Below are 17,765 nucleotides of genomic sequence, written 5' to 3'. Positions count from 1 at the left end.
AAAGATAAAGATAAACATTCAGGGCTTGCAGATTGTTCGGTTTTCGCAGTTTCTGCTAACGGCACTATCTCTAAAAAAGTATGTTTTAGAAAGAAAATCACATCTTTCACCATCATTTCCTACCCTCATTTCCACCTTTACACAAACTCATTGCAATGATTCTTCCCGATCATCATAATGCCTTGGGGAAGTCATCACAATGACTCCAGGCACTTATCACAATGAATTGGGTTGATCATTACAATGAAATTTTTAACATTGCAGAATATAAGGGAATTTTCTTCGGGGGTATACTCTAAAAGTAGGCTAATATACCTTTTACAAAGCTGGAAGCTCTTTTTGGATAGGCCGTTTTTATGTGACAGATTGTAGTTGGTTTTGTCTTATGTCTGTCATTTGGACTGAAATCATTATGATGATTGCATTTTCAAGTATCCGAATGCCGTTGAAAAAAAGAAAATCCCCTCAATCCGTTATTGCTGAAGTTCGGATTGAGGGGATAAATGCGCTTTATCTATTCCCTGCTTATGTACAGAGTGGGGAGACAATGGTTAGATTGACAGAATGTCAATTGATATAAGTGTCAATTTGGGTTCTTCAAACAATACTTAGACATAAAAAATTCTACAATATGTTTGTATTCTAGGAGTTTTTTCCCTAGTTAGTTTTTGATAATCTACCTAGGATTCTCGTCCCAGAACTACAATACTGATATTTAGAATTTTATATTTTTCAATTCCAAACATACTCCATGATTTAACTTACTGATTTTCTCCGTGCTTCTGCGGTAGTTTACTCTATGGAGAATATTAGAGGTAAAGGTAGCATGGAGTTACAAAACTATCGACGAACTAGTGGTTAATGATTTTTCGATAAGATATATTGCAGTATATCTTTGTTTTATGTTCACATTAGAATAGTGTTTCAATTTCTAATTCAGTATATACTTTAATGTAGAAACGTACAGCTAGATGAAATAGTAATTATTTTTTATTTCTTTTGATTGTAAATAGATTTAAGCCATATTTTTATTATCTTTACCATGATTATTAAATCAGGTGATAATAGTGTTGTCGTATTTCTATGTAATAATATGAAAAAAATAAAGAAATATCAGCTAATACAAGATTTACTAAACCAAGGATTAGATTATCCAAGGTTTACAAGAAGATTAGTATCAATAAGGAATTCTGTAGACTATAGTACACTTTTGGAAATAGTTGAAAGTTTTATTAAAAAATCTTCTAAGTTTAAAGAGTATATGTTTGGAACTATTTTCCCCAATGATCCAAAAACATTGGGAGGTAATAGAGATTTCTATTTGAAACCAACCAGCATAGAAAGTGAAATTTCCTGGATCTCATTACAAATTAAGTATAATAAAGAAAAAATACAGTTCTTTGTTTTGCAAAAAAGATTGTTTGAACATCTTTTTTTACATGGTAGATACAGTGAAGCTTTGAATGTACTAGAAAATGTGAGAAAAGAATTAGGTGTATCTATTTGGTATTATGAAGCAAAACTTTTATTATATGAATATAGTAATAAAACAGATGATAAGTTTTTGTTGATATCTGATATTAATGAAAAACAGGGGGAGACACATGCTGGTTTTGTTACTTCCATTCTACATTTTATTTCTTACCGCACAGCTAGAAATCTATCAGCTTATAAATATGATTTGGATTTACAAAACTATTTCCAAAGAAATAGAACTGATTTTCAAAAAAGCAACTGTGACTACTTTCTGTTTAAATTAAATTATTTTAAGAACTACAATGTCGATGAATTCAAAACAATATTCGCTTTTGAAAATACCAATTCATTAGTTGATAGATATTTAACTTTAATTTATTTAATGCAAACTATATATATTCATGGTAAAAATGATGAATACATAGCCAATAGAGCTCTATATCTATACAATAAAACTAAAGATACAATGTGGATACCTTTATTTGCATTGGTGTATCCTGAACGTATTCCTGATATTTATTTCGACTTCGAATACTTAGATATTTTAGATAGTTACTACAGTGGAGAATATGAGAAAGTAATAAACTTATCAAAATTATATGTAAAAAAATCCTCATGCTGTTTTGATGTTTTAGTATTTTATTGTCGAAGTTTATTAGCTCTAAATAGAGGATATATACATATCTCAAACGATATTGATTCATTACTAAATCAAATATCTATAAAAATATTTTATGCATTAAACAATGAAGATAACAGTTCTGATGCTTTATATAATCTATATCAGAAAAATAAAAATATTTATAGTTTCAAATTAGCTTATGGTTTGGATTATTTCATAAAAGAAGAGGAAAATAATGAGAAATCCTTACGTTTAAAACAAAGTTCATTATGTCACTATGATCCATTAGCAATTGCAGAACGTGAAAAAAATAAAGCTCTAGAGTATTTGAAACTAGGGGAAAAGTTATTTAATAACTCAATTACGATTCGACAATATTTGAGAAGAATAAAAAAAGAAGATACTCCCAGTGGTGAAGTTGTAGATTACATACGAGATATAGACAATGCAAAAATCCTTTTTGAGAATAAGGAATTTAACTTATCTTTAGAAGGATGGAAGTGCATAGTGGAAAAGTATAAATATTCAAAGTCTATTGTCCAAGTTGCATTGAAATATGCATTTGAATGTATGGTTAATGAAGATAAATATTTAGAAGCTATAAAATTCTATGTAAATAATTATATTGAAAATCCCGTCAGTGTGGCAAAAATCAATATTACTGATTTTATGCATATATTGAGAAAAATGAAATATAAGGGAATTAGACGTTGTATAGAGTTACCTATTTTTGTTGGATTAAACGCTGGAGATGATGCAGATAAAAGCTTTATATTGCAAAGTTATTGTGAAGTTTACGACAAACAAAAGCCCTCTGAACTATTTGAAGAGTTAATTACTGAGGATATAAAAAAAATCGAATGCTTCTATTATGTTATTTATAAAGAAGAAACATTACGACATTTTATATACATAAATAGTACATTAGATAACTTACAAGAAAAGCAGCGTATTTTAAAATTTTTAGTAGATCTAAACACTCCAAACCGAAAAGCGTATCAAGAACAATTAGATATAGTATCAAATAGTCTTATTGTATATGAAGGAAGTAAGAAATTAGATGACAGTAAAATATTTGCAAATGATCAGGCTATTGTTAATTATGAATTGAGAGATGTTGATGGACTGTTCAATAGATTCAAAACAATATTCAAACTTGTTATAAAAGACAATTTAAAAATTGTCATTTTACAAGGTGGAACCTATAAAGTTGTTCAGTTTGAAGATGGAGAAAAAAAAGATCCTGGGGTGAAATTTTCAGACAATGCATTATTGGAGGTATTTTATTCTATATTTGATTTGGTTAGAGATAAATTTCTTAATAGTAAGTATGGTATTGTGGCCTATTTAAGTACTCGAATCAGGCATGGGGTATTAGAAGGAGAATTACGACCAGAAATAGACAAAGAGAACTTGATTTTTAATCGGACAAACAACAAGTATATTTCTAACAATTTTTGGCAAAAAAAATATGGTATTGATAGTCGAATGAATGCTATCATTAATAAAGAACTTGAACAGTTTTCTATAAAAGTAGACTCGCTATTATATCACCTAATAAAAGAAAAGCTTCAAATTAAAGAAGATGCTATTCATCAAGATGGGTTGTTTAATTACGATGTTAGCAATTCAGAAATAGAACAATGGACTTATGAAATAGGAAATATGGAAACTTACCAGGAGTGCTGTTGGGCTATATTACGTAAATTATGGGAGCGTACTGAATCAAATTTGGAAAACATAAGAAGATTCATTAATACAAATGTCAGAAGTGATTTTGAGCAAGCATTTAATATACTAAGAAGTAATTTGTTGGTACAGATATCACAAGAGAGTTTTCCAGAAATTTACAGTGCAATAAATACAGCGTATAATACCATAGATCAACGTCTATATAAAATAGAGGGGTGGTTTAAAATCTCTGGACCAGAGTTGGAAGATTTCGATATAGAAACTTTATTGGATTTAGTTTGGGAAAATACTGCAAAATGCTATCCTAAAGACAATGCGAATCTTCAAATACAGTGTGTTAAAGGATTGAAAATAAAAGGAGACTATTTGATACATTTTACAGATTTATTTCGCATCTTTTTAGATAATATGTTCAAGTACACTCAACCGATTAAAGATGAAAAAAACTTTAATATAATATGTAATTTAAATAATAAAAATCATTTAAATTGTGTGTTTGAGAATAAATCTCCAGAAAGGATTGAAATAGAGGGTGTAAAAACAACAATGTCAAATGAGAATATTTCATGCTTAACAGAAGGAAAGAGTGGATTAGGTAAAGCTAAAAAAATTATCAAATATGACTTAAGGTGCGAGAATAACAATGCACAAGTTGAATTAAAAGATGGAAAATTCATTGTAAATATAGATATTAATGTTGAAAACCTAAAAATAGAAGATGAGGATATTAATAGTTGAAGATAATCAAAAAAAATTAGATAAATTGAAAGAATATATATCTAAGGAGTTTCCTGATTATGAGATAACAGATCGTCAGTCTTATAATTCTGCAACAAAAGAAATTGTGCTCAATTATAAAAATTATGACCTTATGTTATTAGATATGAGTATGCAAACATATGATATCTCAGAAGATGAAATGGGTGGAGAGCCTGAACCACTTGCAGGCACTAAAATATTAAGTCAGATGTACTTACGAGAAATTACAGTAAAGGTTATAGTTGTTACAATGTACGAAAATTTTGTAGGAACTAAGATTAAACAATTGGATGAGAATTTGAGGAATGAATATGCAGATATATATTGTGGATATGTCTTTTTCTCTCATTCTAACAATGAATGGCAATTTAATTTAAAAAAAATGATAGAAGAAAGTATATGATTAAAATTTTAATAATGGACGACTCTCGTCCTAAAACAGAGGCTATAAAAAGATATTTAACAGATGATTGTTTAATACCTTCTGATAAAATTGATACTGCAATAACAATAAATGAAGGACGTAAATTATTAACTAAGTATGACTATGATTTGCTGCTTTTGGATTTGGTCATGCCTTTAAATGATGACAGTGAACCAGATGCTGAAGAAAGTCCTAAATTTATTGATGAAATATACACAAGTACATATATTCATATCCCTATACATATAATAGGATTTTCTCAATTTGACGATTTACTAGAAACCTCTAAGAGTAAATTTGAAGATAAGCTGTGGCATTTGCTTAAATTTGATTTAAGTAAAAATGATTGGAAAACAAAGTTGCAAAATAAGATACAACATTTAATAAGAACTAAAGAATATTTCTCAAAATCATTAGGTGAAAAGTATCGCTTTGATTATGGTGTAATTTGTGCATTAGACAAAGAATTTTCACTAATGCAATCCGCATTCATGAATATCGATTGGAAGAAGTTTAAAATTGAAGGACATCCGTTTATTTTTTACTCAGCAGAAATCTCAACAATGAATGGAAGTCGATTAAAAATAGTATCGTGTTGTGTAAACGAAATGGGGATGCAAGCTACTGCAGTAGTTTCCGCATTGATGTTTAGCCTTTTTGAGCTTAAATGTTTATTTATGACAGGGATTTGTGCTGGTATTGAAGGAAAAGTAAACATGGGGGATATTATTATAGCCGAGCGAATTTTTGATTATGGTAGTGGAAAATTAAAATCGAATGAAAATGGTGAAGCTTTTTTGGAACCTAGTTACAACCCTTTAGATGTTGAATATGAGTTGCTGGGTACGATCCATCATTTTCTTACAGAAGAAGATATAGATACTAAAATTTACAATCAATTAAGAAAAGCTTTTCTGCATAAATCCGACAAAATTCCCCAAATAGTGATTGCTCCTACAGCTTGTGGTTCATATGTTGTTGCTAATTCTAAATTTGCAAACAGCCTGAAAGTTGGCGAAAGAAAGCTTGCTGGGGTGGAAATGGAAGGATATGGATTATATAAAACAGGTTATATAGAAAAAAAACAATGTTTAATGGTTAAATCAGTATGTGATTTTGCCAATGAAGCAAAAGGTGATGATTATCAAAATATGTGCGCTTTTTCCAGTGCTAGTTTTGTGTACTTTTTCTTAAAATATAATTATTAAATCTGTTCACACCGCTCATTCAATTCAGATAATGCAATTCCTAGATATATTTTATTTTGTAAAATACAAATTTGAGATTTAGAATGGAAGTAATAAAATAATTCAAAGGTAAGCATATGGTATATTCTATATGTTTACCTTTGTTTTTAATGTTTACAGCACATATTAATATTCAGTACAATAGTTATAATTTGCGCTCTTTCTTCTTTGTTTTAATTGAAAGACAAGTGTATATCTAGGGGAATAGTTGAACTGAATAGACTGTATCTTTGATATTTTTTGTCTGATAGCAACATGAGTCTATATTGAATGTCTGACTATTTGCTTCCTTGATTTTAAGATTGATAAAAACAAGTTTTTTGAATGCTATTCTGATTGATTCCTATTTTTCTTTCATAAAATTGAATATTTTATTCCTGTAACTTAAGCTGTTCAACTATAGAAGTGCTCTTTATTATGCTGGGATAATTGAATAATTCTGTTTGCTGGAATGGTTCACACAATCAAAACCAGCTGTTATCATTCCCTTCTTGATATTCTTGGATTGGTAAACGGAATTTTTATTAGCTTAGTCTTTCTGGCTCACAATCAAATAAAGTGCATATTCAGTTTGTTATCGGAACGGCTACAGTCAAAATGTATCTTACCATAAAACTTTATATCCACTTCAGATTACCCCTACTCTGTGTTCCCTATTGCCCAAAGTTCATTTTTCAATAGCCAAGCCTTCAAATAACTCTTTCTTCCCCAAGAAATAAGCTTCCTAGGTAGAAATAAGCAAACTTTTCCCGGTGCGGACGACTCAGAAAATAATAGCGACCCGCTTTCACTAATTGATAAATCAGCTCTGTTTTGTCAACATAGATATATCCGTCCTGACGAAGACTCTTAAAATTCTGTATACCGATAGGATAAAGCTTTGCCATAATTTATCTGATTGAAGTAATACCTTTTACGCAAAGTACTCAATAAAGATCAGCATTTACAAAAAAAAGAATCGGTTAATTAGAGGTATTCAAATCTGATATATGAAAACTCCTATACAAATTAAGTTGACTCAAATTAGGTATGATGCCCTTAAAGATTTCTTCGCAGGGCATCATACTTTTCTTATTATTACAAACTTAACAACCATTTCCAAACCGGAAGGACTTCAATAGTTTTTCCACTCATTTCTATCGTTCGTTCTGTATCGCGGGTAATAATTAATAGTTGCTTACATTCCAAAACTTCGGTAATTTTCAGCAAGGCTTTTATTTCCCGGTCAAATGTGCCATCGCTATTGTCGAGATTGTAACAAACCTGAATCACTGTGTAATCGTCGGGAATATAGAAGTCTACCTCAATACCTTGATTATAGAAATAAACAGCATCATTTCGTCCATATTTACGCAGTAGATTTACGGCTACCATATTCTCCAATAAAGAAGTATTCCCATCCAATAAAAAAAGGTTCAGAATGCCATTATCTGTGAAATAGTACTTGGGAGAAGTTTCCTTATCAACCAATTTCCCCGCTATATTCTGTATAGGATTGATAAGCCACGCATCTCTAGCGTACTCCATGTAGTTAATAACTGTCTGCGTTCCGACCTTTGCTCCGGTTGACGATACAATATTTGCTATCCGGGTAAATGACAAAGGCTGCTTGACACTTTCAGCCAATTTCTTGAACATGATACGTAAAGCGAATGTGTTATCTATCGTATGACGGGCTGCAATATCCCCCAAATAGATTTTTTGGTAAACACTGGTCAAGTAATCCCGTTTAACCAATAACTCGGCTCCTTCCGGGAATCCGCCAAAATAGAAATAGTCATTGAATTTTCGTAATACTTCGGCTTTGCCTTCCGTAGACAGCAAATGATTAGTAGTAGCAGGAACATTGTTTGCTGTCAAAAACTCTTTGAAAGAGTATGGATAAACATCAATAGGAATATAACGTCCACCTAAAGTTGTCTGAATATCCTGACTTAACATTTTGGCATTGCTTCCAGTAATATAAACCCTATGTTTCGTGTCAGCCATACGGCGGGCAAATTTCTCCCATCCGCAAACATTTTGCACTTCGTCCAAAAACAGGATAGGTTTCTTTCCATACATTTCTAAATGAACCTCCAACAACAGATTTAAATCTTCTGCTTTCATTCCGGTAAGACGCTCATCTTCAAAATTGATATAAAGCATTTCACTCCACTGTACACCCTGTGCAAGTAGTTGTTGCATCCGTTGATATAGCAGAAAAGACTTTCCCGCTCGTCGAATACCCACAAAAACATAGTTTCCAAACTCCTCGAAAGTAAAATTTCGTGGAATCACCTTATATCTGGGAACTTCCACTTGATTGTCGGCGATAACTGTTTTCAAAATATTTTTGTCCATATCTTCCTATTTTCATTCTAGTCACAATACAAAGATAGTCTATTTTTGTTTTACACACAAAACAAAAATTCATACTTATCGTTTTACCGACAGAATAAAACTTATCCTATTCTAAAGTAGGCATGTCTAAAAAAATAGGGATAAAACAATACACAAACTCCAGTTTCATGGCGTAAAAACTGGAATATTTATTATCTTTGCATCTGTAAAACAAGGAAATAAGTTCATGACCATAACAAGAGAAGTACAAAAATTAGTCGAAAACTTTCAACCTGACTATGTTTTCACATATCAGGATCTCAATTTACCTCCAGAGTGGAGTGAAAGCGTTATCAAAATGCTGAATCGTCTGGTTAATGAAGGTGTTATTGCTAAAATTTCGAAAGGGCGCTTCTACAAGCCGAAAAAAAGTGTTTTTGGTGCTTTAAAGCCTAAACAGGAAGAGATTGTAAAAGACCTACTTGAAAAAGATGGAGAAATTATCGGTTATATGACTGGCTATTCAGTCTTTAACAGACTGGGATTAACTACACAAATTCCAAATACCATTCAAATCGGTACAAATGTACGTAAGAACAAAAAACAAAGAGGTTTATTTACAATTAGCTTTGTGTTGCAATCCAATCCCATAACGAAAGACAATATTCCTCTGCTACAAATACTGGATACCATCCGGTTTATTAAAGAAATACCGGATACTACTATCAACCAGTCATGCAAACGTATTATTGCTATTATCCAGGAATTAGAGGAGGGAGAAACAAATAAATTACTTATACTTGCAGAAAAATATCCTCCAATGGCACGTGCCCTGTTCGGAGCGATGGTAGAGAACATCTATGGCACAAACAAAGCAGTATCATTGTGGAATACGCTAAATCCGCTGACCACCTATAAAATAGGGATTAACGAACAAGTGTTACCCGAAATAAGAAAATGGAGGATTGAATGAAATTGGATCAACACCCGGAACTATTGGCGGACGCAATAAGAGCCACGTCGGAATATTACCATATAGCACCGGTCTATATAGAAAAAGACTATTGGATAAGCAAAATACTGCAACAACTTTCCAGCAGTATTTATGCTGAAAGTACAGTATTTAAAGGAGGTACTTCGTTATCAAAAGGATATGGTTTGATAAATAGGTTCTCAGAGGATGTTGATGTCGCTGTGCTTACCGGCGAATTGAGTGGAAACCAGATAAAGACACTTATTTCAAAAGTATGCAAGGAAATGACACAAGGTTTACAGGAACAAATCGTACCTGAACTGACAAGCAAAGGTTCGCGGTATCGAAAAGCATTGTATCAGTATCCTTCATCGACAAATGAGCCGCTACATAGTTTTGTCGCCAACCACGTCATCGTAGAAATTAATTCCTTTGCAAACCCATACCCTTATATAAAACGGTATATAAGAAGTTTTATCACATCTTATATGGAAGAAACCGGCATGCAATCTTTGATTGAAGAACACGATATGTATCCATTTGAATTGAATATACTGGACAAACGAAGAACGTTATGTGAAAAGATTGTTGCATTATTACGCTTCTCTTTCATGGATAACCCAGCAGAAGGATTGGGGAGTAAAATTCGTCACTTCTATGACATTTACTTTCTACTGAATGATATGGAATGTGCAGAATATGTGAAAAGTGACTTTATCAAAGATTTAAAAAAGTTGATTGAACATGACAAGGAGGCTTTTGATGTTCCAGAGAAATGGCACAATAGTTCTATCAATAAAGCTCCTTTGCTAAATTTGTTTGATAAGTTGTGGAATGAACTAAGCGGACTTTATGAAAAGGAGTTAAAAGCATTAGCTTATAGCGAAATACCAACTTCTAATAAAATAAAAATTGAAATAGAAGACTTTATTCGATTTATTAAAAATCAGCTATGATTTTTTCCTTTCCCCGGTTTAAGTACAAAATAAAGGAAGCAAATATTTCATAAAGCCCTCCTCCACTTCACGATTAGGAAATCCCAGACGATAAATACCAAATTCACGGTTAATTGGGTATCCACTGTACGTCTTATACAAGATAGCAACACCGGACAACCTTTCCGGATATATCTTCTCTATATTTGCATGATATAATTCGAATAGTTAATTATGGAGTTGGAAATAGAAAAGAGATATTGCCAAAGTTGCGGAATGCCATTAGATATAAATCAGGAAGAACTTCTTGGAACTAATGGCGATCAAACGAAATGTGATGAATATTGTGTCTACTGTTATCAAAATGGGCAATACACAGTGGATTATTCAATGAAAAAAGTAATTGATGTATGGGTTGAGAATACAGATCTTTTCAATAATCATGTTCATACCCAATATACACCGAATGAACTTCGAACTGTTCTTAACAAAAGATTACCTACCCTTAAACGATGGAAGCAAAAGATTGACACTGAAAATATTTATCATGAAATAATAAATCGGATAAAGGTTTATATCAACAGCCATTTGTTTGATATGCTCAATACCGAACAATTATCCAAAATTGCCGGACTATCAAAGTTCCATTTCCTGCGTATATTTAAAGAGTACACCGGCGAAAGCATAGGAGTTTATGTCCAGCGTATACGTTTAGAACATATCGCACATCTGCTTTTGACAGCAAATTTTTCTCTGAACAACATCGTGCTGCAAACTAACTATCAAACCAAACATAGCCTATCCAAAGCGTTCAAGAAACACTTTGGGTTGTCTCCATCAGATTATAAACAGCAATACAAACAACAGCCCTATAATGAAGCACCCATACTTTCAGAAAAAAGATTACCTCAAATTAAGAAGATTAGTAGTTTAAGTATGATTTATAGAACCATTGATAATACGTGTTCTACGATAAAAGCCTATAAGGATATATGGAAAGAACTACTATCTTTTGCAGAAAGCAATATTACAAAAAGTCCTGAAAACAGATTTATAAGCGTGAGTATGGATGACCCGCTTATTACTGCTTATAGCAATTGCCGCTTTCTTATCGGACTTACTGTTAATCAAAAAGTGAAGGCAAAAGGCAAATTCGGAATGATGGAAATACCTGCCGGACATTATGCGGTATTCAAATATGAAGGCGATTATTCCTCTTTACCCGATTTATGTAGGCTAAGCACCCAGCGCCTTGTCATATTTCTATGGTAGGTTTCCAAATGCTCGCCCCCGAACCGGACTTACACCTCTCAGCGTATCCGGCTCTCCACTAATTTTAGTCTATCTTTCCGTCATGTATCTTTTTGTGACAACTCCTGCACACGGCAATCGTTTTGCGTTTGCGGGCAATCATGTGTCGTTCCCAGCTTTCCTTACCCTGCAAGTTCTTTAGTTTCCTTACATGGTGCATAACAAGGTCGTCTGTCGCTCCACATAATTCACACTCATGGGCTTTCAGCCTTTCAACAAGACTTGTCCGCCCCGCAGTATAAATTGTTCGTGGCATGGTGTCACATTCCGATTTATAGGTGGGCTTCTTGCGTTTGAAGCCACCGTCGTAAAAGTATCTTTCCTTTACACCTGTTTTAGTCATGTGCTTTATGATAAACCTACCGTTCTTACGATATTTCTTGTTTACCTTGCGTGTGCGGCACTTATATTTGCCTGCAAACGTTTTGTACATGCTGTATTCCATGATGTACTTGAAATTATTCAAGGCATGGGCACAGTTGTTGGCTATGGAGTAGTAATTATAGAAACCCACGATTTCCCGATTATAGCTATCAAGGATTTCAAGGTCGTCATTGAATATCAGTCCCGATTTACATTTCGGTTTCCATATTTCCTTTCCGTTACGGTTTGTCATTTCCAAGACTCCCCAATCGAACAGTTTTTTACGGACAGTTTCCATACTGACATTCAAGCAGACCCTTTTACCATAGGTTCTTCTTAATCTACCCCGTTTATCACGTCTTTGGTCGTTGGACTTTCTTACAGTAATTTCATATCCGAGAAACTTGGCAGGTCTTTCGGTATGGGTGACAAGTGTCTTTTCATCAGACAGTTCCAATGCCAGTTTATCAGCAAGGAAGTTTTTAATATCTCCCTTTATCTGTTGCGCATCTTGCTTACTTCCGATAATTCCCACGAGAAAATCATCTGCATATCTCGCATATTTCATTCTCCTGTAATCGGCATCCATTTCTTCGCCATTGGGATATTTAGCCCGTCCTTGTTCTATTGCTTTCAGTTCAAGGATTAGCTTTACCCTTTGCCTTTCGTCTTTTACGGACTTCAATCTTCGCACAATACGTTTTCTTGCATTGCCGAAGTCCAAACTTTCTCTACTGAATTTTCGTTTCTTCCCTTTATCGAATTTGGCTATGTATTCCTTTATATACTTATCCAGCTTGTCAAGGTATATATTAGCCAATATCGGGCTGATGATACCCCCTTGCGGTGTGCCACTGTAAGTATTGTGGAATTGCCATTCTTCGATATATCCCGCTTTCAAAAACTTGCGTACTAAGCGTATGAAGCGTTCGTCCGCAATGCGCTCCTTGAGTATGTTTATTAATACATCATGGCTTATATTATCAAAGAAACCTTTTATATCTCCCTCTACAAACCACTTTGCACCGCTAAACTCCTTTTGGATGTGAGTTAATGCAGTATGGCAGCTTCGATTGGGTCGAAACCCATGCGAGGTGTATTCAAAATTTCCCTCGTATATGGCTTCCAATACCATTCTTACTACTTCTTGTATTAACTTGTCATTGAAAGTCGGTACGCCAAGAGGTCTTTTCTTACCGTTTTTCTTCGGTATGTACACCCTCTTTGACGGTTGGGGCTGGTACGTTTCATCTTTTAACGTATCAATCAACTTTTCAATTCGTTTCAGGCTCATGTTGTCAATGGTCTGACCGTCCGAACCTTTAGTCATGTTGCCCTCTTTGGCGTAGATGTGCTGATAGGCAACATAGAACATTTCCTCATTGAACAAAATTCTGTAAAGACGTTCAAACTTGTAGCTTACATCCTTACTGTGTTCTGATAGACTGTTTAATACTCTTTCTGGACTTCTCATAATGTCTCTCACATTTTCCGTTAATTGTATTAATAATTAGCTGCTTCCCTTCGCCATGTACAAGGCGTTACCTTGCTCGGACTACTATGGAAGCTCCGTTACCACTCCGAATTTTCATAGGTCAAACCTAATAGCCTTTCGGCACTTCGGGATAGGTAATCCCCGTTTATTACATCGTAACTGTTGGCATGATAGATTGTCGGATACGACTTCCGTCCTTCACTCGCTTACTGCGGTTGTGTCGTGATAAGTTCTTGCTACATTCATACCTATACACTGAAGTAGTATCACGATATGGCGATTGATAGTTACCTTACGCCATAGCCTAAAGGGGAACCACTCGGACTATCGTTTAATCAATTCGGACTTTATCCTCATATCTATCTTTTCATCTCGCCATTCAGTCGCAGTTTGGTAACTAACTGACTTATGACTTTTCCGACATGCTACACTCCCTGCTCGGTTAAGTTTTCCCGAAAACAGATAAGTCGGCTGATGATAGGTTATTTTCAAAGAACACTTTCCTAATCTCTTGCCAAAGAGATGTTTACGATGCAACCTTTACGGGCGCACATAGATACATTTACTTAACATGGCTTCCACAGAGTGAATATCGACAGAAAAACACATTAACTTTCGAGTTATATATTAAGACTCCGATAGAGGAAGACTATAATAACTTATTGACAGAAATATATATTCCTATTGAAAAAACAACAAAGAAATAATACCATGAAAGAATTACCGGAAAATCAAACATTAGCGAAACAGATCGATGTTACCTTAAAAGGTAGAATTATCACAGAAGTATTCAATGCCACAAAATATCATAAGAATACATTCTATTATGGCGATCCCCTCACTTATGGCAAACTACTTACCGGAAGAGAAATCAAATCTTCCGAAAGTTTTGGTATGTATGTAGATATAATATTGGATAAAGGCACAAAAATCAGTTTCGGAGATGGAACAAACCTGAAATACGGTACAATATCGGGCAAGATGCCGAATAATTATCAACTATTGCTTACGCTTGATGATAATACCTATCTTGCTTTTACCGTAGGTATGTTTGGAGTGATAGCTGCATATACCGGAATATATGACGAAGTATATTACAAAAAAAGTGCAGAAAGCATTTCTCCGCTAAATAATGAATTCAATGATTCCTATTTTGAGAAGCTATTTATTGGTTTAAAGCCTAAATTATCAGTTAAAATGCTGTTGGCTGCAGAACAACGCATTCCCGGTTTGGGGAACGGAGTATTGCAAGACATACTGTTCAATGCAAAAATTAATCCTAAAAGAGAAATAAGTTCATTGACAGATACCGATAAATCGGCCTTATTGCAATCGATCAAAACGACCTTAAAGAGTATGATTCTTCAAGGCGGAAGAGATACTGAAACAGACCTGTTCGGCAAACATGGGAACTATAAAACCATTTTGTCCAGAAATACATTGAATAATCCATGTCCAAGATGTGATAATTCTATTATTAAAGATGCATCTAACGGTGGCGGAGCCGTTTACTACTGTCCTACTTGCCAAAAAATATAAAATATGGATACAAATATAATTCTAGATTTTTTAAACGATTTAGAGCTAAACAATTCATCTGAATGGATGAAAGAGAACAAACTGCGTTATGACAGAGCAAAAGCTGAATTTGAAAATATAATTCAAGAATTAATAAACCGGATTAGTTATTTTGACGTTTCATATACTGGACTAACTCCTGCCAATATGATTTTTAGGCTGAATAGGGATATACGATTTAGCAAAGACAAATCACCCTATACTCCTGCTTTTCGCGCTCATATTTCTCCCGCTGGAAAGTATCCAATACCTGTAGGCTACTTTATCCATATTAAGCCACATAATATATTATTGGGTGGCGGAATATACACTTCACAGATACCGGAAGCAACAAAACTTATACGAAAGCATATTTCAGATAATTCTAATGACTTCTTAGATATCATCAACAATCCCGATTTCTCGATGAATTTTGTAATTCAAGGGGAAAAACTAAAAAAAGTTCCAAAGGAATATTCTGATAAGTCTCCTGTATCAGAATACTTAAAACATAAATCATGGGACATTTATGCCGAACTCGAAGATAATTGTTTCCTCCAATCTGATTTATTCATTGATGAAATAGTCCATAAAATCAAGTTAATGAAACCATTTAATGATTTTATAAATAAAGGATTATCTAGAAACCCTAAATAATAAAGATCAAATCAGGATCATACACCTTGAAAAATACAGTGCAGGAATCCGAAGACACCTGCACCATAAATATAAAATCAGGATTCAGCCTTGCGCCTCTTCACTTCTTCCACGAGCTTTGTAAAGGATTTTTCCTTTTTACGTTTCTCATGCTCAGAAGCGGAGAAATGCCAGGCTTCACGCTTTAGTTTCAGATAGCTTTCATACACTTTGGTATCTAGCGAACCTCCTGCGACTGCTTCCAGAACAGCACAACCGGGTTCGTTGGTATGTGTGCAATCCTTGAAACGGCACGATTTTGCATAGTTGGAGATTTCCAGCATTTCGGCTAATGAATCGGGATTATCTACAGTCAATCCAAACTCACGGATACCCGGAGTGTCGATTAAAACACCTGAACCGTCCATCAAGACCATTTCCCGCCGGGTGGAAGTATGCCGTCCTTTTCCGGTGGACTGGCTTATATCTGACGTCAGCAGCACCGACCTTTCACAAAGTGCATTAACAAGAGAACTCTTCCCTACCCCCGAAGAACCGACAAAGACAACCGTTTCGCCTTCCGATATGGAATCCCGTAACCGGGAGACCGTTTCAGGGTGATGGATACTTGTGAAGAACACCGGCATCCTACGGGTAAGGTGCCTGATTGCTTCCTCTGTCTCCTGTTTATCAAAAGGCAAATCAGCCTTATTGAGTATCAATACGGGATGGATGTTTTCTTCCAATATCTGAACCATGAAACGTTCCACCCTGCGCATATTGAAATTATCATCGAGACTCTGCACGATAAACGCCTTGTCAACATACGAAGCAATTGCCTGTTTTCCGGCTACCGTTCCATTTCTCTTGCGGTATAAAGTCCGTTCACGAGGCAACATACCGACGATAATGCCTTTGCTATCGTCGAATGGCTGAAACAGCACCCAGTCACCTGTACAGGGCAGTTCAAAGTCAGATTTCCCGTACATCATATTTCCCGTCAACTCGCATTGGTACAGTCCGCTTTCGGATACAACCTCGTAACAGGTACGATGCACGATGGCTATCCGTCCGTGAGACAATGTATTATAAGCCGATTCTTGTTTTAGTTGGTTCAACCGGTCGTTCCAACCATACATATTTAAACGAATCATAGCGTTATCTTTTTAGCTATATAAAATACATAGCCGTAGAACTCTTTATACTTGCGGTATAACTCCTCTTCGTGATGCGACATCGCGACAAGTTCTTCGGCGGTTTTATTTCCCGGATATTTGGCCAGAAACTTTTCCCGAGCTTTAACTAACGGTGCAAAATAATGCTCTGTCCAGCAAATTTCAGGTAAAATAAAAGAAGCGACAGGAAGATACCCCGCCTTTTGTATCAGGGCAACCTGATTGGGTATCGTATCTATTTGCGGATAAGCTTCCATCCAGAAATCATGAATCTCTGCTGGACGTTCTTCAGTAAACCAGGCGCTTTCAGAAACAGCGATATATCCTCCTGTTTTCAGATATTTGCGCCATTCGTTCAGTCCGCGTTCAAAGCCTATATTATAAATGGCTCCTTCCGACCAAATCAGGTCTAACTCTCCTTCTCCAAAAGGAAGGTTGTCCATCGAACCGACGATTCCCTTCACTCTATCCTGAAGATTCAGCCCTCTGGCATTACTGTTGAACCTGTCGATGAATCCCGGAAAAAAGTCAAGACCGGTAATATGTCCCGGTGCATGCTGGGCCAATACCATTGTCTGGCCGCCTGTGCCACAACCCAAATCGGCGATAAGGGATTGATCGGTAAGGTTATCTATAAAGCCCAATGCTTTAAGAGTCACTTCTGGACTTCCGGGCCCCTGGCGTTCTGTATTTAAAAAGTATTCGCAGATTAAATTAAAATCGAATTCGTGAATTGTTTTATTTTCGTTACTCATTTCTTTATGTATATAGTATACCC

General features: G+C 34.8%; 13 protein-coding genes and 1 pseudogene. 9 read left to right on the top strand and 5 right to left on the bottom strand.

Going from position 1 to position 17,765, the window contains the following annotated elements; genetic code table 11:
• Nucleotides 1–1,093 precede the first annotated feature (1,093 nt).
• From HMPREF1536_RS18485 to HMPREF1536_RS18475, 3 genes are read left to right on the top strand one after another with little or no spacing between them, the layout of a single operon-like run.
• Nucleotides 1,094–4,528, top strand: coding sequence for a hypothetical protein (locus HMPREF1536_RS18485; RefSeq protein WP_147337555.1), 3,435 nt, complete (start codon nt 1,094–1,096; stop codon nt 4,526–4,528).
• Nucleotides 4,509–4,952, top strand: a complete 444-nt coding sequence (locus HMPREF1536_RS18480; protein WP_028728366.1) for a response regulator — start codon at nt 4,509–4,511, stop codon at nt 4,950–4,952. The genes HMPREF1536_RS18485 and HMPREF1536_RS18480 overlap by 20 nt, the downstream gene beginning before the upstream one ends.
• A 14-nt stretch (nt 4,953–4,966) precedes the next feature.
• Nucleotides 4,967–6,181 (top strand): 5'-methylthioadenosine/S-adenosylhomocysteine nucleosidase family protein, encoded by a 1,215-nt coding sequence (locus tag HMPREF1536_RS18475; RefSeq protein ID WP_157395722.1) that lies wholly within the window; start codon nt 4,967–4,969, stop codon nt 6,179–6,181.
• A gap of 766 nt (nt 6,182–6,947) precedes the next feature.
• Here HMPREF1536_RS18475 and HMPREF1536_RS18470 read toward each other — a convergent pair.
• Both HMPREF1536_RS18470 and HMPREF1536_RS18465 read right to left on the bottom strand, forming a co-directional pair.
• A pseudogene (locus HMPREF1536_RS18470) lies at nt 6,948–7,107 on the bottom strand (AAA family ATPase); the annotation flags it as partial.
• 190 nt (nt 7,108–7,297) lie between these two features.
• Complete coding sequence (locus HMPREF1536_RS18465; protein ID WP_028728369.1) at nt 7,298–8,563, bottom strand: ATP-binding protein; 1,266 nt, start codon at nt 8,561–8,563, stop codon at nt 7,298–7,300.
• A 226-nt stretch (nt 8,564–8,789) separates the two neighbouring features.
• Between HMPREF1536_RS18465 and HMPREF1536_RS18460 the strand changes: the two genes are divergently transcribed.
• From HMPREF1536_RS18460 to HMPREF1536_RS18450, 3 genes are all read left to right on the top strand, one after another.
• Nucleotides 8,790–9,515, top strand: a complete 726-nt coding sequence (locus tag HMPREF1536_RS18460) for a DUF6088 family protein (RefSeq protein WP_028728370.1) — start codon at nt 8,790–8,792, stop codon at nt 9,513–9,515.
• A complete protein-coding gene (locus HMPREF1536_RS18455) occupies nt 9,512–10,471 on the top strand; it encodes a nucleotidyl transferase AbiEii/AbiGii toxin family protein (RefSeq protein WP_028728371.1) in 960 nt (319 codons plus the stop codon). Before HMPREF1536_RS18460 ends, HMPREF1536_RS18455 begins: the two co-directional genes overlap by 4 nt.
• 213 nt (nt 10,472–10,684) lie before the next feature.
• Nucleotides 10,685–11,722 carry a zinc ribbon domain-containing protein gene (locus HMPREF1536_RS18450; protein WP_052349858.1) on the top strand — a complete coding sequence of 346 codons (1,038 nt, stop codon included), beginning with the start codon at nt 10,685–10,687 and terminating at the stop codon, nt 11,720–11,722.
• A gap of 64 nt (nt 11,723–11,786) precedes the next feature.
• On the opposite strand, the gene HMPREF1536_RS18445 is transcribed toward HMPREF1536_RS18450, so the two are convergent.
• Entirely contained in the window at nt 11,787–13,598 is a 1,812-nt protein-coding gene (locus HMPREF1536_RS18445) for a reverse transcriptase/maturase family protein (RefSeq protein WP_046151773.1), read from the bottom strand.
• A gap of 527 nt (nt 13,599–14,125) precedes the next feature.
• On the opposite strand from HMPREF1536_RS18445, the gene HMPREF1536_RS28450 reads away from it, so the two are divergent.
• From HMPREF1536_RS28450 to HMPREF1536_RS18435, 3 genes are read left to right on the top strand one after another with little or no spacing between them, the layout of a single operon-like run.
• Nucleotides 14,126–14,326, top strand: a complete 201-nt coding sequence (locus HMPREF1536_RS28450; protein ID WP_081693368.1) for a GyrI-like domain-containing protein — start codon at nt 14,126–14,128, stop codon at nt 14,324–14,326.
• 4 nt (nt 14,327–14,330) lie between these two features.
• On the top strand, nt 14,331–15,158 hold the full coding sequence (locus HMPREF1536_RS18440) for a zinc finger domain-containing protein (protein WP_028728792.1): 828 nt from the start codon (nt 14,331–14,333) through the stop codon (nt 15,156–15,158).
• A 3-nt stretch (nt 15,159–15,161) separates the two neighbouring features.
• Nucleotides 15,162–15,833 carry a DUF2461 domain-containing protein gene (locus HMPREF1536_RS18435; RefSeq protein ID WP_028728791.1) on the top strand — a complete coding sequence of 224 codons (672 nt, stop codon included), beginning with the start codon at nt 15,162–15,164 and terminating at the stop codon, nt 15,831–15,833.
• 77 nt (nt 15,834–15,910) lie between these two features.
• On the opposite strand, the gene rsgA is transcribed toward HMPREF1536_RS18435, so the two are convergent.
• Together rsgA and HMPREF1536_RS18425 are read right to left on the bottom strand one after the other, a co-directional pair.
• Nucleotides 15,911–16,966 carry a ribosome small subunit-dependent GTPase A gene (rsgA, locus tag HMPREF1536_RS18430; protein WP_028728790.1) on the bottom strand — a complete coding sequence of 352 codons (1,056 nt, stop codon included), beginning with the start codon at nt 16,964–16,966 and terminating at the stop codon, nt 15,911–15,913.
• Entirely contained in the window at nt 16,963–17,742 is a 780-nt protein-coding gene (locus tag HMPREF1536_RS18425) for a class I SAM-dependent methyltransferase (RefSeq protein ID WP_028728789.1), read from the bottom strand. The genes rsgA and HMPREF1536_RS18425 overlap by 4 nt, the downstream gene beginning before the upstream one ends.
• Nucleotides 17,743–17,765: the final 23 nt, after the last annotated feature.

Source organism: Parabacteroides gordonii MS-1 = DSM 23371 (genome assembly GCF_000969825.1).
In the GTDB taxonomy this organism is placed as follows: Bacteria; Bacteroidota; Bacteroidia; order Bacteroidales; family Tannerellaceae; genus Parabacteroides; species Parabacteroides gordonii.
Note: the sequence above shows the minus strand (reverse complement) of the source record. Positions and strands in the feature narration are given on the sequence as shown.